General features: G+C 29.1%; 26 protein-coding genes. 10 read left to right on the top strand and 16 right to left on the bottom strand.

What is annotated here, in order from left to right; genetic code table 11:
- Positions 1-4: 4 nt before the first annotated feature.
- Positions 5-1,471 (bottom strand): circularly permuted type 2 ATP-grasp protein, encoded by a 1,467-nt coding sequence (locus tag P161_RS0116675; protein ID WP_026778030.1) that lies wholly within the window; start codon positions 1,469-1,471, stop codon positions 5-7.
- 245 nt (positions 1,472-1,716) lie between these two features.
- Here P161_RS0116675 and P161_RS0116680 point away from each other — a divergent pair, with 245 nt between their 5' ends.
- Genes P161_RS0116680 through P161_RS0116690 form a run of 3 tightly spaced genes read left to right on the top strand, consistent with a single transcriptional unit; the run spans position 1,717 to position 8,551 of the window.
- Positions 1,717-5,085, top strand: coding sequence for a DUF2126 domain-containing protein (locus P161_RS0116680; RefSeq protein WP_026778031.1), 3,369 nt, complete (start codon positions 1,717-1,719; stop codon positions 5,083-5,085).
- Between the two features lie 6 nt (positions 5,086-5,091).
- Positions 5,092-7,656 (top strand): circularly permuted type 2 ATP-grasp protein, encoded by a 2,565-nt coding sequence (locus tag P161_RS0116685; RefSeq protein ID WP_231494757.1) that lies wholly within the window; start codon positions 5,092-5,094, stop codon positions 7,654-7,656.
- A 1-nt stretch (position 7,657) separates the two neighbouring features.
- Entirely contained in the window at positions 7,658-8,551 is an 894-nt protein-coding gene (locus tag P161_RS0116690) for a transglutaminase family protein (protein WP_026778033.1), read from the top strand.
- A gap of 66 nt (positions 8,552-8,617) precedes the next feature.
- On the opposite strand, the gene P161_RS0116695 is transcribed toward P161_RS0116690, so the two are convergent.
- The 7 genes from P161_RS0116695 to P161_RS0116725 all read right to left on the bottom strand — a co-directional run bounded on the left by P161_RS0116695 (position 8,618) and on the right by P161_RS0116725 (position 13,353).
- Positions 8,618-8,821 (bottom strand): hypothetical protein, encoded by a 204-nt coding sequence (locus tag P161_RS0116695; protein ID WP_026778034.1) that lies wholly within the window; start codon positions 8,819-8,821, stop codon positions 8,618-8,620.
- A gap of 202 nt (positions 8,822-9,023) precedes the next feature.
- Positions 9,024-9,227 (bottom strand): hypothetical protein, encoded by a 204-nt coding sequence (locus tag P161_RS0116700; RefSeq protein WP_026778035.1) that lies wholly within the window; start codon positions 9,225-9,227, stop codon positions 9,024-9,026.
- 198 nt (positions 9,228-9,425) lie between these two features.
- Entirely contained in the window at positions 9,426-10,295 is an 870-nt protein-coding gene (locus P161_RS0116705; protein ID WP_026778036.1) for a YihY/virulence factor BrkB family protein, read from the bottom strand.
- 65 nt (positions 10,296-10,360) lie between these two features.
- Positions 10,361-10,870: a peroxiredoxin-like family protein gene (locus P161_RS0116710; RefSeq protein ID WP_026778037.1), complete on the bottom strand. Its 510-nt coding sequence runs from the start codon at positions 10,868-10,870 to the stop codon at positions 10,361-10,363.
- A gap of 11 nt (positions 10,871-10,881) precedes the next feature.
- A complete protein-coding gene (locus P161_RS0116715; RefSeq protein WP_026778038.1) occupies positions 10,882-12,000 on the bottom strand; it encodes an alkene reductase in 1,119 nt (372 codons plus the stop codon).
- Between the two features lie 49 nt (positions 12,001-12,049).
- Positions 12,050-12,352, bottom strand: a complete 303-nt coding sequence (gene raiA, locus P161_RS0116720) for a ribosome-associated translation inhibitor RaiA (protein ID WP_026778039.1) — start codon at positions 12,350-12,352, stop codon at positions 12,050-12,052.
- 113 nt (positions 12,353-12,465) lie between these two features.
- Positions 12,466-13,353, bottom strand: coding sequence for an EamA family transporter (locus tag P161_RS0116725; protein WP_026778040.1), 888 nt, complete (start codon positions 13,351-13,353; stop codon positions 12,466-12,468).
- Between the two features lie 126 nt (positions 13,354-13,479).
- On the opposite strand from P161_RS0116725, the gene P161_RS0116730 reads away from it, so the two are divergent.
- Positions 13,480-14,277, top strand: a complete 798-nt coding sequence (locus tag P161_RS0116730) for a LytTR family DNA-binding domain-containing protein (protein WP_026778041.1) — start codon at positions 13,480-13,482, stop codon at positions 14,275-14,277.
- Positions 14,278-14,370: 93 nt separating this feature from the next.
- Complete coding sequence (locus tag P161_RS0116735; protein WP_026778042.1) at positions 14,371-15,318, top strand: hypothetical protein; 948 nt, start codon at positions 14,371-14,373, stop codon at positions 15,316-15,318.
- Between the two features lie 73 nt (positions 15,319-15,391).
- Here P161_RS0116735 and P161_RS19600 read toward each other — a convergent pair whose 3' ends face one another.
- Complete coding sequence (locus P161_RS19600) at positions 15,392-15,532, bottom strand: hypothetical protein (RefSeq protein ID WP_155810493.1); 141 nt, start codon at positions 15,530-15,532, stop codon at positions 15,392-15,394.
- A gap of 180 nt (positions 15,533-15,712) precedes the next feature.
- On the opposite strand from P161_RS19600, the gene P161_RS0116745 reads away from it, so the two are divergent.
- Genes P161_RS0116745 through P161_RS19605 form a run of 3 tightly spaced genes read left to right on the top strand, consistent with a single transcriptional unit; the run spans position 15,713 to position 16,312 of the window.
- Positions 15,713-15,868: a YqaE/Pmp3 family membrane protein gene (locus P161_RS0116745; protein WP_026778043.1), complete on the top strand. Its 156-nt coding sequence runs from the start codon at positions 15,713-15,715 to the stop codon at positions 15,866-15,868.
- A 2-nt stretch (positions 15,869-15,870) separates the two neighbouring features.
- On the top strand, positions 15,871-16,155 hold the full coding sequence (locus P161_RS0116750) for a hypothetical protein (RefSeq protein ID WP_036841617.1): 285 nt from the start codon (positions 15,871-15,873) through the stop codon (positions 16,153-16,155).
- Position 16,156: 1 nt separating this feature from the next.
- The gene (locus P161_RS19605) at positions 16,157-16,312 is read left to right on the top strand and encodes a hypothetical protein (RefSeq protein ID WP_155810494.1); all 156 of its coding nucleotides are present in this window, start codon (positions 16,157-16,159) and stop codon (positions 16,310-16,312) included.
- Positions 16,313-16,377: 65 nt separating this feature from the next.
- Here the strand turns inward: P161_RS19605 and yiaA are convergent, their stop codons facing one another.
- On the bottom strand, positions 16,378-16,860 hold the full coding sequence (yiaA, locus tag P161_RS0116760) for an inner membrane protein YiaA (protein WP_026778045.1): 483 nt from the start codon (positions 16,858-16,860) through the stop codon (positions 16,378-16,380).
- Between the two features lie 151 nt (positions 16,861-17,011).
- On the opposite strand from yiaA, the gene P161_RS0116765 reads away from it, so the two are divergent.
- Positions 17,012-18,508, top strand: coding sequence for a hypothetical protein (locus P161_RS0116765; protein ID WP_026778046.1), 1,497 nt, complete (start codon positions 17,012-17,014; stop codon positions 18,506-18,508).
- Between the two features lie 101 nt (positions 18,509-18,609).
- Positions 18,610-20,292 carry a carboxypeptidase-like regulatory domain-containing protein gene (locus tag P161_RS0116770; protein WP_026778047.1) on the top strand — a complete coding sequence of 561 codons (1,683 nt, stop codon included), beginning with the start codon at positions 18,610-18,612 and terminating at the stop codon, positions 20,290-20,292.
- Positions 20,293-20,363: 71 nt separating this feature from the next.
- Here P161_RS0116770 and hisIE read toward each other — a convergent pair whose 3' ends face one another.
- From hisIE to hisC, 6 genes are all read right to left on the bottom strand, one after another.
- The gene (gene hisIE / locus P161_RS0116775; RefSeq protein WP_231494758.1) at positions 20,364-20,993 is read right to left on the bottom strand and encodes a bifunctional phosphoribosyl-AMP cyclohydrolase/phosphoribosyl-ATP diphosphatase HisIE; all 630 of its coding nucleotides are present in this window, start codon (positions 20,991-20,993) and stop codon (positions 20,364-20,366) included.
- Positions 20,994-21,113: 120 nt separating this feature from the next.
- On the bottom strand, positions 21,114-21,869 hold the full coding sequence (gene hisF / locus P161_RS0116780; RefSeq protein ID WP_026778049.1) for an imidazole glycerol phosphate synthase subunit HisF: 756 nt from the start codon (positions 21,867-21,869) through the stop codon (positions 21,114-21,116).
- A gap of 193 nt (positions 21,870-22,062) precedes the next feature.
- Entirely contained in the window at positions 22,063-22,800 is a 738-nt protein-coding gene (gene hisA, locus P161_RS0116785) for a 1-(5-phosphoribosyl)-5-[(5-phosphoribosylamino)methylideneamino]imidazole-4-carboxamide isomerase (RefSeq protein WP_026778050.1), read from the bottom strand.
- Positions 22,801-22,827: 27 nt separating this feature from the next.
- Positions 22,828-23,478, bottom strand: coding sequence for an imidazole glycerol phosphate synthase subunit HisH (gene hisH, locus P161_RS0116790; protein ID WP_231494759.1), 651 nt, complete (start codon positions 23,476-23,478; stop codon positions 22,828-22,830).
- Positions 23,479-23,541: 63 nt separating this feature from the next.
- On the bottom strand, positions 23,542-24,678 hold the full coding sequence (gene hisB, locus P161_RS0116795) for a bifunctional histidinol-phosphatase/imidazoleglycerol-phosphate dehydratase HisB (protein ID WP_026778052.1): 1,137 nt from the start codon (positions 24,676-24,678) through the stop codon (positions 23,542-23,544).
- Between the two features lie 168 nt (positions 24,679-24,846).
- Entirely contained in the window at positions 24,847-25,896 is a 1,050-nt protein-coding gene (gene hisC / locus P161_RS0116800) for a histidinol-phosphate transaminase (RefSeq protein ID WP_026778053.1), read from the bottom strand.
- Positions 25,897-25,905 lie beyond the last annotated feature (9 nt).

The following is a 25,905-nucleotide window of genomic DNA, read 5'->3' on the forward strand; positions in this document are numbered from 1 at the left end:
TGTTTTATTTTTTTAATACCCAAGTATCTTTAGACCCACCACCTTGGGATGAATTTACTACTAAATTTCCTCTTTTTAATGCAACTCTTGTCAAACCACCTTTTAACACAAAATCTTTGTCCTTACCTAATAATGTAAACGTTCTTAAATCTACATGTCTTGGTTCAAAAGAATTTTCATCTTCTATATATGTGGCGTGAGTAGAAAGCGACATAATTGGCTGTGCAATATACTTTCTTGGGCTTGCTTTTATGGTTTCTTTTACTTTTTCTATTTCTTCTTTCGTTAATTTATTTCCGATTGAAATTCCATATCCACCAGATTCATCAACGGGTTTTACCACCAATTTATCTACATTTTCTAAGACATATTTTAATTCATCTGGTCTGCTACAATGATACGTATGTACGTTATTTAAAATGGGTTCTTCATCTAAATAATATTTTATTATTTGTGGCATATACGTATAAATTGCCTTATCATCTGCAACCCCAGTTCCTGGTGCATTTACCAAGCAAACTTTACCTTTCATATAGCATTTAAACAATCCTGGCACACCTAATAAGGAATCTTTATTAAATTCTAAAGGATCTATAAATAAATCATCTACTCTTCTATAAATTACATCTACTCTAACCAAACCTTTAATGGTTTTCATGTACACAAAATCATTTTCTATAAACAAATCTCTACCCTCAACCAATTCCACTCCCATTTGTTTAGCTAAAAAAGAATGCTCATAATATGCTGAATTATAAACACCTGGTGTTAAGACCACGCATTTAGGAATGTCTACTCCTTTTGGTTTTACAGACTCTATAATTTCAAGCAAATTTTGTCCATAATCAGAAACATTATAAGATTGGTAATGATTAAAAACCCCAAATAAAGTTCTTTTTAAGGCTGCCCTATTCCCAACAACATAACTTACACCAGAAGGACAGCGAATATTATCTTCTAAAACATAATGATTCCCATCCGAATGTTTTATCAAATCTGTTCCAGAAACATGATTGTAAATTCCTCCAGGAGGATTAAAACCTTTCATCTGTTTTAAAAAATTAACAGAAGAATCGATCAAATCTATAGGGACAATTTTATCTTTGATTATTTTTTGATCATGATATAAATCCCATAAAAAAAGATTTAAAGCTTTACTTCTTTGTAAAGCGCCTTTTTCGATTTTTTGCCATTCTTCATATCCAATTATTCTTGGAAACAAATCAAAAGGAAAAATCTTTTCTTTGGTTTCTTTATCTCCATATACTTGAAATGTAATTCCTTGATTAAAAAACGCATCTTTTGCTTTGTCGTTAAGATTTGCAAAATCGTTCACAGAATACTCACTAAATAAGTTGAAAAGTGTTTCATACACTTCTCTTACTTCATTATTATCTGTAAAAATTTCATCATAAAAATTAGAATCATATTTGTAGGATGAAAAAATTGGTAAACTAGTTGGTGCTTTCAAATTGTGTACTTTTTTGTAAATTTAATAAAATAAATTATAAATATTAGTCTAAATTACTGAATTAAATTAAATAATTTACATCAAATCGCTAAAAAAACTAAATTTAATACACAAAAACTAAATTTTTATTAAAAATTCAATAATAAGCAATTAGTCGAATTTATTTTATGATATTTGTGTGTTAAATTGTATTTGCTTCATTATTTTAACAGAAGCTTAAAACCAAATTACTAAAAGACGCATTTATGGCATTAAAAATTGTAATATCACACAAAACTAAATATAAATACGATCGTGCTGTAAAGCTTTCTCCACATATCTTTAGGTTAAGACCTGCACCTCATAGTAGAACTCCAATAGAATCTTATTCATTAAAAATAAAGCCAGAAAATCATTTTTTTAACTGGCAACAGGATCCTTTTGGAAATTATTTAGCAAGAGTGGTTTTTCCTGATAAAACAACAGAACTTTCCATTGATGTAGAAATAATTGCAGATTTAAAAACTATTAATCCGTTTGATTTTTTCGTAGAAGAATCTGCAGAAGAATTTCCTTTTACCTATTCTGAAAACACAAAAAAAGAACTACTACCTTATTTAGAAGTTACTGAAAAAGGTCCTTTATTAAAAGATTTTGTAGCGTCTTTAGATATGACTCCAAGAAAAACTATTTATTTCTTGATTGATATCAATAGAAAAATATACGAATATTTAAGCTATAACATCAGAATGGAACCTGGTGTACAGAGTTGTGAACAAACTTTGAGTCAAAAAAATGGTTCTTGTAGAGATTATGCTTGGCTTTTTGTGCAAGCTTTGCGTCATTTAGGTTTTGGTGCACGTTTTGTTTCTGGCTATTTAGTACAATTAAAATCCGATGAACAGTCTTTAGATGGTCCTTCTGGTCCTGCTGAAGATTTTACAGATTTACATGCTTGGGCAGAAGTGTATTTGCCAGGTGCTGGTTGGATTGGTTTTGACGCAACTTCTGGTTTATTAGCTGGAGAAGGTCATATTCCTTTAGCTTGTACTCCAACTTTTGAAAGTGCTGCTCCTGTTTTTGGTTTGTCTGATGTTTGTGAAACTGAATTTGAATTTGAAAATTCTGTAACCCGAATTTTAGAATCGCCAAGAGTTACAAAACCATACACACAAGAACAATGGAAAGCCATTGATAAATTAGGGAATAAAGTTGAAAAAGAGCTGCAAAAAAATGATGTTCGTTTAACAATGGGTGGAGAACCTACGTTTGTTTCTGTGGATGATATGGAAGGTGCAGAATGGAACACAGATGCAGATGGAACACACAAAAGAACATTAGCAGCAGATTTATCCAAACGATTTTTAGATAAGTTTTCTGAAGGTGGATTTTTACATCATGCACAAGGAAAATGGTATCCAGGAGAACCTCTTCCAAGATGGTCTATTGAACTAGTTTGGAGAAAAGATGGCAGAAAAATATGGTTCAACCATGATTTATTAGCTGCTTTAGGACCTAAAACTAAAATTCCTGACAATGCTGATGTTTTATTTTTAGAAAAATTAACGAGTTATTTAGGTGTTTCTTCAAAGCATATTATGCCTACTTATGAAGATGCATTTTTAATGATGTATGAAAAAGGAAACTTACCAATTGATTATAATCCAGCCGAAGATAAAGACAGTACTTTGGCTGAGAAAAAGATTGCAGAAATACTAGAAAAAGGAACTTCAAAATCTGTAGGTTATGTTTTACCTTTAAACAAAACTGAAAATAAATGGTTTAGTAGTGAGTGGACTTTTAGAAGAAAACATATTTATTTAACACCAGGGAATTCGCCTGTTGGTTTGCGTTTGCCTTTAAATTCTTTAGAGCAAAAACCAGAACACGAAATGTTCCCCATTTACGAGCCTGATTTATTTTCTAAAAAGAAAAGATTACCAAGTTTTAGACAAGTAGCGTCTAAAAGATATGACGATTTTCAACAAAATGGTGTGCCAACAAATATGCCTAACTATTTTGTGAGAACAGCTATTTGCTCTGAAATTAGAGAGGATAAATTACATTTATTTTTACCACCTTTAGACAATGCTGAATTTTATCTAGATTTATTAGCATCCATAGAAGCCACTGCTAAAGAATTAAACATTCCTGTAATTTTAGAAGGTTATGGAATTCCACATGATAACAGAATAGAGTCCATGAAAATTACTCCAGATCCAGGAGTTATTGAAGTAAATGTGCATCCTTCTTTAGATTGGAATCAACTTAAAAACACCACTTTTACAATTTACGAAGAAGCAAAAAAATCGAGATTAGGTACAGAAAAATTTATGTTGGATGGCAAACATACTGGAACTGGAGGTGGAAATCATGTAACTTTAGGTGGAGTTTCGCCAAAAGATAGTCCGCTTTTGCGTAAACCAAGTTTGTTACGAAGTTTGTTAACTTTTTGGCAACATCATCCAGGATTATCGTATTTATTTTCGGGCTCTTTTATTGGTCCAACAAGTCAAGCTCCAAGAATTGATGAAGCAAGACATGATAGTTTGTACGAGTTAGAAATCGCTTTTAGCCAAATTCCAAAAGATGGTGAGGTTCCTTTTTGGTTAACTGACAGGTTATTTCGTCATTTATTAACAGATTTAACAGGAAACACGCACAGAGCAGAATTTTGTATCGATAAATTATATTCACCTGATTCATCAACAGGAAGATTGGGAATTTTAGAATTACGTGGTTTTGATATGCCACCTCATGCACAAATGAGTCTGGTACAAAACTTATTGGTAAGAACGTTGGTTTCTTGGTTTTGGAAAAAACCTTACGAACACAATTTAGTTAGATGGGGCACAGAATTACATGATAAATTCTTAATAGAACATTTTGTAAAAGAAGATCTTAATGACGTTGTAAATCAACTAAATAAAGCAGGTTATAAATTTAAATTAGATTGGTTTGATCCTTTTTTCGAATTTAGATTTCCTTTATATGGTATGGTTGATATCAATAATATTCATTTAGAATTACGTGCAGGAATTGAACCTTGGAATGTTTTAGGTGAAGAGATGACAAGTGGTGGTACTGCAAGATATGTAGATTCTTCTTTAGAAAGACTGCAAGTAAAAGTATCCGATTTTAATACAGAAAGATATACCTTAACTTGTAATGGTGTAAAAGTACAATTAAAAAGTACAGGAACGCATGGAGAATACGTTTCAGGAATTCGTTACAAAGCTTGGAATCCATACTCAGCTTTACACCCAACTATAAAAGAAGATACACCTTTAGTTTTTGATATTGTAGATAATTGGAACAAACGTTCCATTGGTGGTTGTACTTATTTTGTAGCACATCCAGGAGGAAGATCTTATGACACCTACCCTGTAAATAGTAATGAAGCTGAATCTCGAAGAATTAATCGTTTTTGGGATTTTGGCCATACGCAAGGAGAAATTAAAACGAAAGAGGAAGCTAAAAAAGATAAAGAAAGACAAGAAAAAGAAGCACAGGAAAATGATAAAGGAATAACCAGAGGAATTAAAAAACAAGAAAGTTCTAAAAAATTCAATTTTAAGGAAATTCCTATAAACCCAGAATATCCAAATACCTTAGATTTGCGACTTAAAAAATAATTCGTCTTGATAAAAAAACCAGTTACATCTTTCTTTAAAGATTATTTTAAAGATTTTGAAAACTATGATGAAGTTTTAAAGTCTGATATGAAGATAAACCCTACTTGGGAAAAATTATTATCGAATTTTTCTAAATTGGGTATTAAAGAAATTACAAAAAGACAAGAAAATTTAGATTGGTTATTGGCAGAAAATGGCGTAACCTATAATGTTTACAACGATCCCAAAGGGTTAAACAGACCTTGGAATTTAAATATAATTCCCTTTGTGATTGATCACAAAGAATGGAAAACTTTAGAAAGAGGTTTGCAACAACGTGCACACGTTTTAGACTTGATTCTAAAAGATATTTATGGAAAAAGAGAATTGATAAAAAATGGAATTATTCCTCATGAAATCATCTTTTCTCATCGAGGTTTTTTAAGACCTTGTGATCAAATACACTACAAAACAGCACAACAATTGTTAATGCATTCTGCAGATTTGGCAAGAGGTCCAGATGGACGAATGTGGGTTGTAAATGACAGGACTGAAGCACCCTCTGGAATTGGGTATGCTTTAGAAAATAGATTTTCTACAAGAGAAGTTGTACCTGATTTTTTTAATGAAATTAATGTAAAACAACCTTTTGGTTTTTTTCAGGATTTTAATCAGCTCTTAATAAATGCTGCAGTAAATAATAAAGAAAATCCGACGATTGTAATTTTAACACCAGGACCACATAATGAAACGTATTTTGAACATGCGTATTTATCTTCTTTTTTAGGGTATCCGCTAGTAAAAGGAAGCGATTTAGTTGTTAGAGATGAAAAAGTTTGGATCAAAACCTTAAAAGGATTAATTCAAGTGGATGTTATTTACAGACGTGTAGATGATGCTTATGTAGATCCATTAGAATTAAAAGGAGATTCCTTTTTAGGCGTTGCTGGTTTGTTAAATGTTGTGAGACAGCAAAACGTAGCGATTATGAATCCTATTGGAAGTGGTGTTTTAGAAAACCCAGGACTGATTCCGTTTATGAATTCTATTTGTAAATACTTCTTAAAAGAAGATTTACTGTTACCCCAAATTGCTTCTTGGTGGTGTGGACAAGAAAAAGAAAGAAAACATGTTTTAGAAAACATAAAAGATCTTGTTGTAAAACCTATTGATATTACCAACAGAGAGAATATTTATTTCTGTGAATTTTTAAGTGATGTTGAAATAGCAGCTTTAAAAAAGCAAATTTTAGCAAAACCCTATCGTTTTGTGGCACAAGAAAAAATATCTTTTTCTACAGCACCAAATCTTACCAAAGAACATTTAGAACCAAGAAAAGTTGTTTGTAGAACTTTTGCTATTGCTAAAAATGAAACTTATAGCATTATGCCTGGAGGTTTAGTTAGAGTTGCAGCAGAAAGAAAAGACATGAGAGTTTCCAATCAAAAAGGAGGCACAAGCAAAGATTTTTGGGTTACCAATAATCATAAAAAAATCAATAAAAAACTTCATAGATATCATTGGCATCACTCAACTTCTAACAATTTAACTGGTATTGAAAATTTACCAAGTAACACTGCTGAAAATTTATTTTGGTCTGGTAGATATTTAGCAAGAACGCTAATTACTGCAAGGTATATTAGAATGGTTTTAAACCAAATGAGCAATTCTGAATTTAATAAACGAGATTCAGATTCTGAAAGTTTACACATTTTATACAAATCAATAACACATTTAACATCTATTTTTCCTGGATTTACAGGTAAAAACGAAGAAAACGCATTAAAAGATCCTTTAAAGGAAATTGCTATTGTACTTTTTGATAAAACCAAAGTTGGTAGTTTAGCGCACGCACTTTCTTCTTTTAACAATTCTTATTATTCGTTAAGAAATTTATGGTCTAAAGATATGTGGCGTGTTTATGATATGTTGCAAAAAATTTGGCGCGATTTTGAAGAAAAAGATCATCAAAATGAAAAAAAGATCATTAAATTATTAGATACTGTTATCACAAAATTAATTGCCTTTATTGGTTTAATTGAAGAAAGCATTTTAGTAGATCAAGGATTGTTGCTATATTTTATTGGTTTACAAATGGAGTTAGCAACCATGTGTATTGATAAATCTCGAGCACTTTTAGCAATTAGTTATGAGGAAGATGTAGAATATGAAATTTTAGAATCGTTATTAAATAGCCACGAAAGTTTAAATATTTATAGATATAGTTTTAAATCTTATTTAAATGTAGAAAATGTAGTGAACCTTATTTTGTTAGATAAATCGTATTCAAGATCATTAAAATATCAATTAAACAGAATTAAAAGAGACGTATTTAAACTACCAAAAAGGAACGAAAATGCGTTGTTAACATCTGTACAAAAAGCAATTACAGAAGCTTGCGATTTAATTGAAAACGCAAAAGCAACAGGTTTAATTAAGGTTGATAAAAATGAGGTTACTAGAAAAAATCTAGAAAGTTTATTGGCTACTTTAAGTGATAAAATTCATGATACTTCTATGTCTTTAACAGATATGTATTTTAATCATTCTGATGAACAAAAACAGTTAGTTGATCAAAACTACACACTTTAAAATGATTTTTTCAATTATACATACAACAAGTTATAAATACGACAATAATGTAACATATTGTCACAATTTAGCCATCTTAAAACCAAAAGATTTTATTGGTCAAAAATTATTGAACTACGAATTAGAAATAACTCCAAAACCCAGTATTTTAAATGAAAATACAGATTTTTTTGGAAACGCCGTAACTCATTTTTCTATTGATAAACAACATAAAGAACTTATTGTAACTGCTAAAAGTACAGTAGAACGCTCTTATGAAGTTCAAGAACTAAATGAAAATTTAAAAGGAGATAAACATATTACTTTAGAAAAAGCTCTTGAAAAACTAAGTACGTTTTCACCAGAAAACATAGATGCGAAACAGTTTTTATTAGATTCTGCCTTCATTAACAAAATATCGACTACCATTAAAGAATATGCAGAAATTTCTTTTAAAAAAGAACGTTCAGTTTTTGAAGCTTCGAAAGAATTAATGAAACGTATTTTTACGGATTTTAAATTTGATGCCCATTTTAGTACAATTGCAACTCCTATTGACGAAGTAATGAAAGAAAAAAAGGGTGTTTGCCAAGATTTTGCCCAAATTGCTATTGCTTGTATTCGATCAATTGGTTTACCTGCCAGATACGTGAGTGGCTATATAGAAACTTTACCACCTCCTGGAAAAGAAAAATTAGTAGGAACAGATGCTTCTCATGCTTGGTTTTCTGTATTTATTCCCAATTTTGGTTGGGTAGATTTTGACCCCACAAACAATCAAGTTCCAAAAAACCAACATATTACAGTTGCATTTGGTAGAGATTATTATGATGTACCACCATTAAAAGGTGTTATTTATGGTTCAGGAAATAGCATTATGAAAGTTTCTGTAGATATTAGACCTGCAAAAAACTAAAAAAATGCTTTGAAATTTTTAAAATATAAAATTTCAAAGCATTTTTCTTTTAAATAAAGCAACAAATTAGCAGGCAATATGATATTTTACATTCTCTTTTATGTAACTCTCAATAGCTCCTTTACTTTTAAGTTGATCCATAATTGTGTACAAAGATAGTATCATAGAGATATTTTCTACTTTACTTAAAATTTGAAAACTTGTTAATGGATTTTCTTTAATTACATCTAACACAGACAGTTGTTGTGCTGTTAAATTATTATTTTTCATAGTATAATTTTTAGAAGTACAATATACTAATAATTATACAAACTATTAAAAAAAAACATAAAACGTTAATTTACAACTATATAATAATTTAAAAAACAACTACTTTAAAAATAGTAAAAGCATAAAAAAGTTGTTTAATTTACCTTTTTTATGTAAATCAAACAACTTTTTATAAAAAACAAAATAAATTTAAAATTAGCTTTTAAGCAGCATAATGATATTTTCTATCTTGTTTCATGTAGCTTTTTAGCACACCTTTGGTACTAAGTTTGTCTATAATATTATACAAAGATAATATCATAGAAATACTTTCTACTTTTTTTAAAATTTCGAAACTTGTTAAATGCTCAGTTTTTACAGCATTTAGTACTGACTGCTCTTCAGCAGATAGGGTAGTTTGGATCATAGGGATATAATTTAGATAGTAAATATAGTCTTTTTTTTAAAAAACTAAAAAAAAACACCATAAATTTTAATAAAATTTTAACAATTTATTTTTGAATCTTATAAATCACAAAAAACAAGTGCTATAAATTAAAAACCTATTACCAAAAAATTGATAAAAGAGAAGACTTTAAACCACAGTAGCAATTATTAAAATAATTTATTTTTTGTTTTCAATAAGGTACATATCAGAATATACTTTGGTAAAATGCGCTCCAAAAAATAAAATTAAACTCGAATAAGAAACCCAAAGCATAATTAAAATGATAGATCCAGCTGCTCCATAAGTAGAACCTGGATCCATTTCACTAAAATACCAAGCCATTAAATATTTACCAATTACAAATAAAATAGCTGTTAAAGCTGCACCAATTCTAACTGCTCGCCAACGAACACTCTTTGTAGGCAGATATTTAAACATTGTTGCAAAAAGTACATAAATAAAGAAAATAGAAATTGTAAAATCAATTAAATAAACATACTCAAATAAACTTGCTGGCACAAAGGCTTCTATTCTGTTACTAAACGCACTTATAATTGACGTAAAAATAAAACTGATTAATAACAAAAATCCTATAATTAAAATAAATCCAAAGCTTTTTAATCTACTTAAAAGCATTTTAACAAAACCATTTGTAATTTCACTTTCTTTAATTTTCCAAATTTTATCAAAAGCAGCTTGAAGTTGGTAAAAAACTCCTGTAGAACCATAAATTAAGGTTATAAAACCAATAATTGTGGTAAAAATAGAAACGGATTCATCTCCCCTATCCAACATCATTACTCTTATAGATTCTGCTGTTTGCACACCAACTGCAGCAGAAATTTCGTCTAACAATTCTCCTTGCACAATTTCTCTTCCCCAAACATTGCCTACTAAATTTAATATAATTACAATTAAAGCAGGTAAAGACAATATTGCATAATAGGCAACAATTGCACTCAGCTCAAATGGATTGCTGTTAAACCAATTATTAGCTGTTTTTATAAAAAGTTGTGGTAAATCTTTAAGTTTAAATTTTAATGTCAAGTTTTATAATGTTTAGATAAAAAATAATCCAAAGCACTAATAACTTTGGGTTATTTTATGATTTTTTAAGCTTCTCCTCTAGCAGGATAATCTTCTTTTAATATGTAATCAATTCCGTTTAAAACATCTTTAAACTCAGGTCTTCCAAAGGGCATAGATTGAATTGACTCCCAATAAATTTTCCCTTTTTTATCAATCAAAAACAAACCAGGCTCTGTAAAATGTTTTGGCTCTTTATCACTAATCCCTTCAGATATAAACAAGCCCCACTTACGAGCTTCATCTATTGAAAAATCATAACCAACTGGAATCCCTTCAATTGCCCACTCTTTATACGTTTCTTTAGCAATTTCTTCTGTATTTGCGCTAATTGCAATTAAATTAACGCCTCTTTTTGTAAAATCTGGAATCTTAGTTTGTAATTCTTCCAGTTGCTTTTTACAAACTGGGCAGTGTTTACCTCTATAAAATAAAATTAGTGTAAAATTTTCAGGATTTTGTTCTTGCAAATTCCACTGAGTATCGTTTACTAAATCAATGGTTAGTTCTGGTGCTTTATTTCTAGGTTTTATCATCTTTTAAGTTTTTATGCGTTTTCTGTTGTGTTTACTTCTAGTTTTGGATAATCTGTATATCCCTTAGCTCCTGTTGTATAAAATGTATCTTGATTCCAATCTGCTAATTCTTGGTTTCTTTCAAAACGTTCTACCAAATCAGGATTTGACACATACAATTTTCCAAAGGCAACTAAATCTGCAAATCCGTCTTCAATTACTTTATTTCCTGAAGCTTCATCAAAACCAGCATTGATCATTAAAGTTCCATTATATAAAGGTCTAAAATGTGCTGCAATATTTTGAACAGCAAATTTTACATCAGAAACATCATTGAAAGGTTCAGATAAATGAACGTATGCTAAGTTGTAATCATTCAATTTTTTAATGATATACTCAAAAGTAGGAATCGTTTCTTCGTCCATTTCCATCCCAAAAATTCCATGTAATGAAGGGTTGAATCTTGCTCCGATTTTTTGCTCGTGTAAAACTTCTTTTATCGCATCTAAAGTTTCAAAAAAGAAACGTGCTCTATTTTCGATACTTCCTCCATATTCATCTGTTCGTTTGTTGGAAGTTTTGTTAAAAAATTGATGAAATAAATACCCATTTGAAGAATGGATTTCTACGCCATCAAAACCAGCATCCACAGCATTTTGTGCAGCATTTTTAAAATCAGCTATTGTTCTTTTAATATCTTCTTTCGTCATTTCTTTAGGCGTAACTGTTTCTTTTTGTCCTTGAGGTGTATAAACAGTCTGATTTGCATTTAAAGCAGAAGGCGCTAAAGGCAATTCTCCATTATGAAAATCGGGATGCGAAATTCGCCCAACATGCCAAAGCTGAATAAATATTTTTCCTCCTTCATTATGCACTCTTTTGGTAACTTTTTTCCAACCTTCTACTTGCTCTTTGCTATAAATACCTGCTGTGTTTATATAACCCACAGCTTCTTTTGAAACTTGTGATCCTTCTGTAATAATTAAACCTGCAGAAGCTCTTTGCTCATAATATAAGCCATGCAAATCGCTGATTGGCACATTGCCCTCATTATCTGCTCTACTTCTTGTCATAGGAGCCATGACAACTCTATTTTTTAAGGGTAAGCCATCAATATTATTAAAATTTTGTAATAAAAATTCTTTCCTCATTATATTCTCTTCTTTTTGTTATTATTCAAATTATTATTGATGAAAATCTTTAGTAGGTAGATAGTTTTTCTTTTTTCTTAGTCAATTGTTTGTCCAAATCTTTTATAGATTCGTTAATAGAACTTATAAAATTATCGTGACTTGCTTCTGCAAAAATTCTAGGCCCAGGAACACTTACTCTAATATTACAAATCATTCCTGTTTTATCAGATGATGTGTTTTCTGTTTTAAAAAAAACATCTGCTCTTACTATCATTTGAAATTTATCGTATAATTTTTCTAGCTTTTCTTTTGCGTATGCTTCTAATCTATCACTAGCTTCCACATCATGGTATTCGAAATTAATATTCATAGTTGTATTATTTTAAATTAATAGACTATAAAATTATTTATAAACAGTAATGTAAGTTTGCTGAAATGCAATTAAGTTGAACTCAATTGAATTGTTAACACCTTTTTAAGAGATTATTTCCTTTTTCTTGAAGTGATAAAATAAACGCCCGTTAATAAAACACAAGAGGCAATAATTGATTGTGTTGTTAAGGTTTCTTCTAAAAAATACCATCCCATAAACAAAGCAATTACAGGATTTACATAAGCAGATGTTGATACTTTTTCTGGAGACACATTTTTTAGTAGATAATTAAAAGCTGTAAATGCTGTAATACCTCCAAAAACTATTAATAAAACCATAGAAATTTGAACATTTGCGCTCCAATTTAAAGGTGAAAGCCAAACTTCATTAAAACTTAAACTTGCTAATAGTAAAACAAAACCAGCCACCAACATTTGGTAACCTGTGGTAACCATAAAACTTTTTGGTAAATCTGCTTTGGATACAAATACGCTTCCATAACTCCAACTTAACACGCAGGTTAGCATCATAAAAATACCTAACAAAGTTCCTTCAGAAGTTATTAATGCTTTTTGACTGACTAATAAATACATGCCAAACATTCCTAAAATTACACCAATTATCGATTTTCTCTGAAAAGGTTTTCTATCAATTAATCGTAATAAAAAGAGCACAAAAAGTGGTTGAGTAGATGCTATTAAAGCTCCAAAACCACTATCTACATAACGTAAAGCCCACACAAAAACTCCATTTCCATAAATCAAAAAAAAGAATGAAGCAATCATGGAATTTAAAAATTGCTTTTTAGATATTTTTAAAGGTTGTTTTAAAATAAACGCTAAGAATATCATTAAAATACCTGCAACAGAAAAACGAATAGAAGCTAAAAAAAAAGGCGACAATTCTGTAACTGCTACTTTATTAAATAAATATGTTGAACCCCAAATTACATAAATTGCAAAAAAAGAAATAGCAATAAGAAATTTAGAATTTTTCATATGTATTAAATTTAGAATTCAAAAATACTACTATTAAGCATCTCATAAATTTTTATAATACAAAAAGTGTTTAAATGTTTATATTTGAGAATCAAAAAGAAAAATTCAATCTTAAACAAAAAATAATTGCATAAAAAATACCCTTTTGATCCTTCCATAAAACATCATATTATTATTGCAATTGGTTTAGCAATTTGGATTTTCGTTTTTTTATACTTTACAGAACCTTTAGATGTAAATCAATTATATGATGATGAAAAACTACTCTTTTTAGCTGGTTATGGTATTATTGGTGGCTGTTGTTATTTGTTGTTTTTGCCACTTCAATATATAATGCTGCATAAAAATGATAAAAGTTGGACGATTTTAAGCGAACTACTTTTTATAGGACTATTTTGTGTTTTTGCTATTACCATTTCTAGATTGTATTATTTATACATAATTATGGCGAATGAAGTAAATCCTTATGGTTTATGGTATATGCTTAAAAGTATTTTTTTACCTGCAATTGCCACCATTTTACCAATTATTATTTTTGGGCGATTTGCTTTTGGCAAATACAAAACCAAACAAATTGAAGCGAAGAAAATAGAAATTAAAGGTGAAGGAAATTATGAAGGCTTGCGTTTGTTTTTAAATGATATAATATCAATTCAATCTTCAGATAATTATGTAGAAGTTTTTTATGTGGTTGGCAAAGACTTGAAAAAGACTTTAATTAGAAATAAATTGTCTGTTATTGCAGATGAATTTCCTTTACTTTTAAGAACACATCGTTCTTATTTAATTAATCCCTATCACTTTTTACAATGGAAAACAGAAAATAGCAAACTGTTTGTGTTGTTATTTCACCACATAAAAGTGCCAGTTTCTAGAACCTATCAAAAAGAGGTAAAAGCAGCTTTGAATTCTACCACAGAATAAGTGCATTTCGCCCCAAACACCTATATATAATGACTTTATTGATTTTTACTTTCTAATTTTGTCTCAGAAAGTTTAATCAATAAAAACATCATTATGAAAACTCAAATCACTTTAATTAGCATTTTATTTTTATCAATCTTTAATTTGTTAGCGCAAAAACAACAACAAGAAGTTTTAATTGTAGGCACCATGCACACTGTGCCAAAAATTGTAAAAAAAAGTTACAAACCCATGTTGCGTTTTGCTAAAAAATACAATCCTGAAGCAATTTTTGTAGAATCGCCAATGGCAAATGACACTATTTCTTGGGAATATTTAAAAGAAGGTTGGTCTAAAAATTATCAGCGATTTTATAAATTATCTGATTCTTTGCAGAAAAACTTTAATTTTAATCAAACTAAATTTAATATTTTATCAACCAAAAATTTAAAAGATTTAAATGCTGATGAAATTAACTATCTAATTAATAGTTATGGCTACAAAAGAGATAATGGAAATTATGAGCTTTTATCATACATAAAAAAATACGGAATTGGTGGCGCTAAAAAACCAACAAGACACGAAGATGGAGATTTAACATACAAATTGTCCATCAACCAAAATTTGAAAGTTACCAATATGGATGATCAACAAACAAATGATTTATACCATAATGGATGGACAAAATGTAACAAAGAAGGTTCTAAAAATGGTAGTAATGCCATTGGTTCTGAGATCAACAGAAAACAATGTAATGCTGCTAAAATTCCTGCGATTTTAAGGAAATTAGGAAAACACACTAATAAAAGAGCATCTTTAGAAGGGTTGCATACAATGAGTTCATTCAGTTATGTTACAGAAGATACTGAAGGTTGTTTGGAAGGTAGAAAATATTGGAATGAACGAAATATGAGAATGGCTAAAAATATTGCAAGTCAGGTTTTAGAGTCTGGCAAAACAAAAAATATTGTTATGGTTGGTGCAGCTCACGTAATTGGTATAGAAAAGGAATTAAAAACAAATTATCCTACTTTAAAAGTAATCTTAATGAACGAGTATTAAACTTTCTAAAATACTTTCCATTAAAAAACCTTCACGAATTTCGTGAAGGTTTGTATTTCATAAACAATTAAATTTATTGATCTTTTTTCTTATCAGTAATTGTTTCTTTATCTAAACTAAAGTCTTTATTCTCTTTTAAATTTGGTGATGGATTTGTTGGATCGTTTTGTGTTTTTGATCTGTCAAATTTTTTATTGTCTTTTATAATTCCCATAATATTTTGTTTTTAAATTTTCTATAAAACTAAAAAATACTTTTAAAACAACTAGTTAAAGACTTGTTAACAAATAAATTACATTGTTAAAATAGTTTATGAGTTAACATTTACATCTTTTAAGACAACAACATTTTTAGTTATTTTATAATTTCGGAACTCAACTAAAAAACTGAACAAATGTCAATATTAACTATAATTTTAAGTGTCTTATTACCTCCAATAGCTGTGTTTTTAAAACATGGTTTAGGAACTCAATTTTTATTGAGTATTTTATTAACCATTTTAGGTTGGTTGCCAAGAGTTGTACATGCACTTTATGTAAACAGTAAATAATTATGAAGGAAAATACAAAAAAATACAATTCGGACATTACAAAAGAAGATTTACAAGCTTTAGGAGATAAAGCTGGAAATTTAAGAAATGATAATGGAGAAGATGAACTTTTAAAAAACAAAGTTACGAATGATTTCTCTGGAAAAGACTTAGATGTTCCTGGTAGGAAAGCTCGAAAAGAAGTGACTAAAAAAACTCTTAAAGACGAAGAAAATCAATTATATAGTATTGGAAGCGATGATAATGAGAATTTAGAAATTGATACTATTAACCATAAAGACAAATAAAATGGATTTGGATAATAAAGAAAAGAAAATAAAAATAAAAAAGAAAAATGCCGATGAAATTCTGGCAATTAATCATGATGCAGATGGCAATCACATTTCTAATGTTAGATCTGGAATAACTTATATTCCTGAGAAAAATGGAAAAAAAAGTAAATAAACTAATAATTTAAACCTCACAAATAATTAATTTGTGAGGTTTTGGTTTATAAAACCATTATCAAACTAACTCTCTTCTTTATTTTTAGTGTTGATAAAATCAATATCTCTTGTGTTTTTTTGAACGGTAATTGCACCAAAAAGACTCAATAAAAAGGAAATTCCATAGAAACCTTTTTCACTCAAAGCCAAATCTGCATTTCTTAAACCGATGATTAATAAAAGTATCGAGGCTATTGCAACCACCCAACTTATTCCATAATACATATCACTTACTTTTAAGTTTTCAGCCTTATCTCTAACTGCTTTTTGGAGGGAAATAACTGCATAAATGCCCATTAAAAGTATGGCAAAATAATAGCCTTTTTCATTTAATTCCATGCTTGCATTCCACAAACCAATACAATAAGAAAGCAACCCAATAATTACAATTCCCCAAGTTGCACCAATATATGCTGCTGTTGGTTTTTGGTCGTTTTCATTTTTAAATGTACTTTTTTTCTGTTTTTTAGTTTCTTCGTTTGACGAAACATTTGTTTGATAATTCATAATTTTTAGTTTAATAATTATGATACAAATTTGCGACAGTTTTAAAGTTCTGTAAATCCTACTTTTACAAATTACTGACGACTTAATTATAAATAAAAAGTATATTAAATTTATAATTCAGTATATTTATAAACTATTTACTGACGATATAATGATAAACTTAAATGAGGTTTTAAAAACTTTAAATGATGATAAACAACAAGAATTTATCAATTATTTAGATAAAAAGAATAAAAGAAAAGACGCTAAAAATATTCAATTAGTAAAATTATTGTTGATTGATAAGTATTCTTCTCAAGAAATATCAGAAAAAATCTATGGCAAACAAAACAAAGTGGCTTTGCATGCTTTAAGAAAGCGTTTGTTTCAATCTTTAATCGATTTTACTGCAAATACCTGCATTAAAGAAGAAAACTCTTTAGATGTAAAATTGATAAAATATATTATTGCTGCCAGAAGTTTTCTTCAAAAAGAGCAAATTGAAGTCGGTTATCAAATTTTAGACAAAGCCAAAATTATAGCTACTGAATATCAATTATTTTCGATTTTAAATGAAATTTATCATACTAAAATACAATATGTGCATCAGTATAAAACTTTAAATTTAGAGGAAACGATTTGTAATTTTAAAGAAAATCAGCAACAATTAATACAAGAAGACAATTTAAATATTGCCTATGCTAACATCAGAAAATCGCTAAATGAATATCAACAAAAGAAAACAATAATTGACATTAAAAAGCTCATTGAAAACACTCTGAAAACTCAAAACATTTCAGATTTAAGTTTACTGTCTTTCAAATCATTATATCAGCTTTTACAAATAACCACAATTTCTTCTTCACAAAAATTCGATTATTATAACCTAACAAGTTTCGCTACTGAAACATATAAAATTGTTGAAAATCATACATCTAAAAACAAGCAACTATATTATCATATCGAAATTCTATATTTAATTTCTAACATATTTTTCAGAAACAAAAAGTTCCATCAATCTTTAAAATATTTACAATTGATGAATTTTTACATGAACGAAAACAAGCAAAAATATTTGAAAGACTTTTCCTCAAAACACGATTTATTACTTGCCTTAAATTATAATTATATAGAAAAACAGGAAGAAGCAATTCAACTTTTAGAGAATTCTATCAACAAAAAAAGCAGCAACGTTATTCAGAATTTAGATATTTATTTAACTTTAATTGTATGTTATTTTCAGCATAAAAATTTAACAAAAGCACAAAATTTATTGTCTAAATTATATCATACAGATAAATGGTATCTCGAAAAAGCAGGTTTGGTTTGGACAATTAAAAAGAATTTAATTGATATTTTATTACAAATAGATTCTGGACATATAAATCTAGTTGAATCTCGTTTAAAAAGCTTCAAAAGAAACTATTTTAAACACTTAAAAGATATACATCAAGAAAATGTAATTGCCTATTTAAAACTGGTAGAAATCTATTATAAAAATCCGGAAAAAGCAAGTTCTAAAGAGTTTTATAACAGAGTAGAAACATCATTTAATTTTATTGACAACAAAAAAGAAGACATTTTTATGATGAGTTTCTTTGCTTGGTTAAAAGCAAAAATGACTAAACAAGATGTTTATTTGGTTACTTTAGAGTTGATAAATAGTTAACTTTAGCTTTGCGTTTTAATTAATTAATCTATTAATAAAAATATTTTATCTTTGGTTTCATTGCTTTGATTAAAAGAATATTTACCCTCTTATAAAAAATTATGCTAATTAAATTTAACGAATACAAACAAATCCTAAAATTATTTTTTTTCTTTTTTTGTGTTTCACATACAATTTGGGCTAGCTCTGAGACTAATAAAAAGCATATTTTAAATTTTAATCAAAGTAAACAATCAACCTATATTAAGGGAAAAATTTTAGATGCAAAAACAAAAAAACCGATTGCTTTTACTACAATCATATTAAAAAAAAGTAGTTTAGGTTATTACGCAAGTGAAGAAGGAGATTTTAGTATTAGAAACTCCGAGAAAAATGAGTCAGATGTACTTTTAATTTCTTCTATTGGCTATATAAGTAAATCTATTTTGTTTAGTACGTTAAAAAAAAGCGGAATTAATTACATCTATTTAGAAGAAGCAAATGAAAAGCTAAATGGGATTACTATTACTTCGAAAAGAAAAAGAAAAGTACGTAGGAAAAATTTAATCCGAGAAGCGATTAGGAAAATTCCAGATAATTATCCTGTTCAACCTTTTACGCATGTTTCATATTATAGAGAATATTTAAAAAGAAACGAAGAATATTCAAATTTAAATGAGGCCATTATTCAAACCATAGATACAGGATTTAATACCGCTTATAATTACAATAAATTTAGACTTTTAGACTATAAGAAAAATAAAGATTTCCCAAGAGAAACATTTATTCCAGATAAATACGACAGTGTTTGGCAAACTCCTGATTATCAGCAGCCAAATAAATATATTCCATATGGTAAAATTCCTAACCAAGGTGGAAACGAGTTTTTTATACTCTTGGCTCACGATCCAATTAGAAATTACGACACAAATTCTTTTGCTTTTATTTATAAATTTTCTAGAGATTTTTTAAGAAATCACTCTTTTGATAAACCAGTTAAAGTATATCAAGATAATATACTTCTATATAAAGTTAATTACAATAGTCGTAAGGTTATTATAGATAGAGGAACACTTTTAAATGCTAAGAATGATGCACCAGATTTTAAATCACATTATGTTTTAGATTCATCTGGTGAAGTTAAAACGGACGCTGTTCTTATTGACGGTGAAATTTTTATAAATCCAAAAGATTTTACGATTCATAAAATTAAATACAAAGGTGTTTTAGAATCTACAAAAAAGAAAATTTATGAATTATCATTAGAATATGGATATTCAGATCAAACTAAAAATCAAATGAAATTGAAATATATTTCGTTTAATAATGAATTTTTTACAATTGATCAAAATGACGAAGATTACTTTAAAGAAACGACTATAGATCAACCAAAAATATATAATAGGCGCGAAATATTAGTTCGAACAAACGCCATAATAGATGAAAAAACTGCCACCAGTAAATCTCATTATGATTTTTTTCAAAATGATAAAAAGTTAAAAATTGATAAAGTTGAAATTGAAGGTAAAAATATTAGAATCCTTTTTTCAAAACCATATGACATGGATATTAGGTTAACTTTTTGGATTAGAAATATAAGAGATATACAAGGAAGAGTTATAAATGAAAGGAAAGTTGTTCGTTTTTATCAATATCGAGAGCTATTTGTTCAAGAGTATAATGAGAAATTATTGTTTGATGAAAAATGTTACATGATAGATTCACCCTTGCACAAAAACTGTATATCTACAACTAACAACATCTATAAATACTTTATGAATAGCCCTCTAAAAAAAGATAATTAACTTTTATAAAATTAATTCGTTTTTCAGATTTATTTCAAAATTATGATCCCTTCTTGAATAATATCTTTTAACTACTTTTGTCTCTTCACTAATTCAGCTTCAATATCTTTTAAGGTAAAACCTTTTGCTTGTAACAACATTAAATAATGAAATAACAAATCTGCAGATTCGTATAAAAACAATTCATCATTGTTATCCATAGCTTCAATAACGGTTTCTACAGCTTCCTCTCCTACTTTCTGCGCAATTTTATTGATGCCTTTATCAAACAAACTTGCTACATAAGATTTTTGAGTTTCTTTATTGGCAACTCTTTCTGCTATCACATTTTCTAAAGTCGATAAAAACCCAAAATTAGAATTGTTTTCTTCAGCCCAACAAGTATCAGTTCCTTTATGGCAAGTTGGCCCTTTAGGATTTACGGAAATTAATAAAGTATCATTGTCACAATCTAGTTTTATATCCACTAAATTCAACACATTGCCACTTTCTTCGCCTTTGGTCCACAAACGTTTTTTTGTTCTACTAAAAAAAGTCACCAACTTGGTTTCATTCGTTTTTAAAAAGGCTTCTTCATTCATGTAACCCAACATCAACACATTTTTTGTGGTGGCATCTTGAATGATTGCTGGCACTAAAGCCCCTTTTAATTTCCCCAATGGGGAAAAAAGTAGACTCTTTTCAATATCTATAAAACTCATTATTTTTTATTTTATGTCAGTTCGAGTGATTTCGATTTTTCATCGAAATTGTATCGAGAACCGTTAATTACTAATTTACTCTCTTTTTTACTTTGACAATTACTAAAAGTAAAAATTGTATTATAAACGTATTTCAATATTATTTTTTTTCAATTCCTTTTTCAAATCCAAAATCGGGATTTCCCCAAAATGAAAAACACTTGCTGCTAGAGCTGCATCCGATTTTCCATCCACAAAAGTATCAATAAAATGTTGCACAGTTCCTGCTCCTCCAGAAGCTATAATTGGAATGTTTAATTCTGTTGATAATTTTGCTAAAGCCTCGTTTGCAAAACCTGCTTTTGTGCCATCATTATTCATAGAAGTAAACAAAATTTCTCCTGCTCCGCGTTTTTCAACTTCTTTTGCCCAATCAAATAAATTAAGTTCTGTTGGGATGGTTCCTCCAGCTAAATGCACAAACCATTCTCCATCAATTTGTTTAGCATCAATAGCAACCACCACACATTGACTCCCAAATTTATCTGCCAATTCGTTTACTAATTCTGGTCTTTTTACTGCTGATGAATTGATAGAAACCTTATCTGCTCCACATTTTAAAAGTAAATCTACATCTTCAACAGACGATATTCCTCCACCAACTGTAAATGGAATATTTACTTGTTCAGCAACTTTCAAAACCATTTCACGCATAGTTTTTCTACCTTCTAACGTTGCAGAAATATCTAAAAAAACCAATTCATCTGCTCCTAAATCTGCATATTGTTTTGCTAAAACCACAGGATCTCCAGCATCAATTAAATTCACGAAATTAACACCTTTTACAGTTCTTCCGTTTTTAATATCTAAACAAGGTATTATTCTTTTTGTTAACATAAGCCCATTCTAACCTTCCCATTTCGACTGCGCTCAATGCAGGCTTGGGAAGGAACTAATTCGTTAATATTTATATAATTATGAGTATTATTTTAAATATAATTATCCATAATGTCAGTTCGAGTGATTTCGATTTTTCATCGAAAATGTATCGAGAACTTTTTTATAATTCAGAGGTAAATCAAAATAACATTTAGTTATTTAAGATAAACTCTTCCAATTGTTTCAAGCTAATTTTATTTTCATAAATCGCTTTTCCAATAATTACGCCTTCACAACCATTTTTTGCTAATTTTGGCAATTCATCAAAGGTTGAAATTCCTCCAGAAGCAATTAGTTTTATATTTTTTACTTCGGATAAAATCTGTTGATATATCTCAAAACTTGGGCCTTGTAACATACCATCTTTAGAAATATCTGTACAAATTATATATTGAATTCCCTTTTGCTGATAATCTGCAATAAATGGAATTAACTCTAAAGAACTTTCTTCTTGCCAACCATTTGTAGCAATTTTTCCTCCTGAATTATCTGGATAAAAATCGGCTCCTAAAATTATTTTTTGGGATCCATATTTTTCAATCCAGCCTTCAAAAACTGCTGCATTTTTTACAGCAATACTTCCTCCTGTAATTTGGTTTGCGCCAGAATTAAAAGCAATTTCTAAATCTTTATCAGACTTTAAGCCACCACCAAAATCAATTTTTAAATTGGTTTTAGTTGCAATTTGCTCTAAAACTTTATAGTTGATAATTTGACTAGCTTTAGCCCCATCTAAATCTACAACATGCAAATATTCAATTCCTGCTGCCTCAAATTCTTTGGCAACTTCTAACGGATTTTCGTTATATATTTTTTTGGTATTGTAATCTCCTTTTGTTAGACGAACACATTTTCCGTCGATGATGTCTATTGCTGGTATAATTCTCAAAATAGTTGTTAGTTTTTAGTCGTTAGTTTATAGTTCCAAAAAATTCTTCAGAATCTGCTCTCCTGCTTTGGATGATTTCTCTGGATGAAATTGAACTCCATAAAAATTATCTTTTTGCAATGCTGACGCATATTCTATTTCATAATCTGTGGTTGCAATCATTTCAGCACATTTTTCGGCATAAAAACTATGTACCAAATACATAAATTCTTTATCTTTTATTCCTTTAAATAAGTCCGATTTTAAGTTAGAAATTACATTCCAACCCATTTGCGGAACTTTTACATTTTTAGAAAACTTTTTAACTTCAACATTAAAAATACCTAATCCTTTTGTATTCCCTTCTTCAGACGAATTACACATCAATTGCATTCCTAAACAAATACCTAAAACTGGCTGTGTTAAAGTCGGAATTACTGTATCCAAACCACTTTCTTGCAACATTTTCATGGCAGAACTTGCTTCTCCAACTCCAGGGAAAATAACTTTATCAGCGGATTTTATTTCATCGATATTATTTGACAGAACAGCATCAATTCCCAATCTTTTAAAAGCAAACTGAATACTTTTTATATTTCCTGCTCCGTAATTAATTATTACAACAGAAGCCCCATCTAACTTCCCCAAAGGGGAAGAACTCTCACTCGTACTTTTATTTTTTAGGATTTCTTTTTTCATTTTTTTAAATTATAAACTTGCTAACACAAGAGTGTTTCTTCCCTTGAGGAAGATTAAGATGGGCTACAACATTCCCTTTGTTGATGGCAAAAACATTTTATTTGCATCTCTTTTTACAGCCATTTTCATAGCTTTTGCAAATGCTTTAAAAATTCCTTCTATTTTATGATGCTCATTTGTGCCTTCTGCTTTGATATTCAAATTGCATTTTGCGCCATCAGTAAACGATTTAAATAAATGATAAAACATTTCTGTTGGCATATCTCCTATTTTTTCTCGTTTGAATTCTGCATCCCATTCCAACCAATTTCTACCTCCAAAATCAACAGCAACTTGTGCTAAACAATCGTCCATTGGTAAGCAAAAACCATAACGTTCAATACCTAATTTATTTCCTAAAGCTTTGTTGAACAATTCTCCAAAAGCAATCATTGTATCTTCGATTGTGTGATGTTCATCAACTTCTAAATCACCATCAACTTTTATGGTTAAATCCATATTTCCATGTCTCCCAATTTGATCTAACATGTGATCGAAAAAATGCAACCCTGTAGAAATATCATTTTTTCCTGAACCATCTAAATTTAATTTGATGTAAATTTTGGTTTCGTTTGTATTTCTTGTGATGTCTACAACTCTATCTTTCAACTTTAAAAATTGATAGATTTCTGACCAATCAGTAGAAGTTAAAGCAATACAATCTATGATTTCTTGTTTCGAAGTTTCAATTTCGTCAGCACCTAAATCTGGATTTTCTGACAGAAAAATTCCTTTTGCTCCTAGGTTTTTAGCCAATTCCATGTCTGTAATTCTATCACCTAAAACAAACGAATTTTCTAAATCATAGTCTTCAGAAAAATATTTTGTTAGCAAACCTGTTCTTGGTTTTCTGGTTTCTGCATTTTCATGAGGAAACGTCTTATCAATATGAACATCAGCAAAAACAACACCTTCTTTTTCGAAAGCAGTCATTACCTTATTTTGTGCTGGCCAAAAAGTATCTTCAGGAAAAGAATCAGTTCCCAAACCATCTTGATTGGTAACCATCACCAATTCGTAATCCAATTCAGTAGCAATTTTTGCCATGTATTGAAACACTTTTGGATAATATTCTAACTTTTCTAAACTATCTAATTGATAATCTACAGGTGGTTCTAAAACCAACGTTCCATCTCTATCTATAAATAAAACTTTTTTCATAAGCCCATCCTAACCTTCCCAAAGGGAAGGAACTCTCACTCGAATTTGTGAGAATTTATTTATTTTATTAATTAATAATTTTGTCATTTCGAAATGAGCCTTTTTGGCGATTGAGAAATCTCATAATCATAAGATTTCTAATTTTATTTAGAATGACATTTTAAACAACTATAAACTATTTAATGTTTTGATCAATCTTTCGTTCTCCAAATTCGTTCCCACAGTAAATCGTAAACAATTTTCACATAAAGGTTGAGTTGTTCTATTTCTGATTACAATACCTTTTGCAATTAATTGATTATACCTTTTAGTAGCATCATCAACTTTTACCAAAACAAAATTACAATCTGTTGGATAAATTTTTGTGATAAAAGAAATTTCTTTTAACTGATGAACTAAAGAAGTTCTTTCTTTTATAATTTCAGCAACTTCATTTTCAACTTCATCCATTTTTAATAAACGTTCCACAGCTTTTTGTTGCGTTAATTCGTTTACATTATATGGTGGTTTTATGTTGTTTAAAATTGCAATAATTTCTTGTGATGCATAACAAACTCCCAATCGAATTCCTGCTAAACCATATGCTTTTGATAAGGTTTGAGTGATGATTAAATTTGGAAATTCCTCTAATTTTTCTAACCAACTTTTCTCTTCTGAAAAATCAATATACGCTTCATCTATAACAACCAAGCCTTTAAACTTCAACAATAACTCCTCAACTATATCAACAGAAAAACTATTTCCTGATGGATTATTGGGCGAACATAAAAACAATATTTTAGTGTGATCATCAACATTTTCTAAAATTTGAGCAACTTTTGGCTGAAAATCTTCCGTTAATAAAACTTCTTTATTTTGGATATTGTTGATGTTTGCCAAAACCGAATACATTCCATACGTTGGTGGTAATGTAATGATATTGTCTTCTTTTGGTTCACAAAAAGCTCTAAAAATTAAATCTAACACTTCATCACTTCCATTTCCTAAAAGAATGTTTTTCTTGTGGATGTTTTTAATTCCTGACAACAATTCTTTTACGGAATTTTGTTGCGGATCTGGATAACGATTTACACCATTTTCAAAGGGATTTTCATTGGCATCCAAAAAAATCATATCGTCAGAAGTGGCATCTTTATACTCATCTCTTGCTGATGAATATGGTTTTAGAGATTTGATATTTTCTCTAACTAAATTGTTGATGTTAAAATTTGTTTTCATTTGTTTCAT

It is taken from the genome of Polaribacter sp. Hel_I_88 (assembly GCF_000687935.1).
Taxonomy (GTDB): Bacteria; Bacteroidota; Bacteroidia; order Flavobacteriales; family Flavobacteriaceae; genus Polaribacter.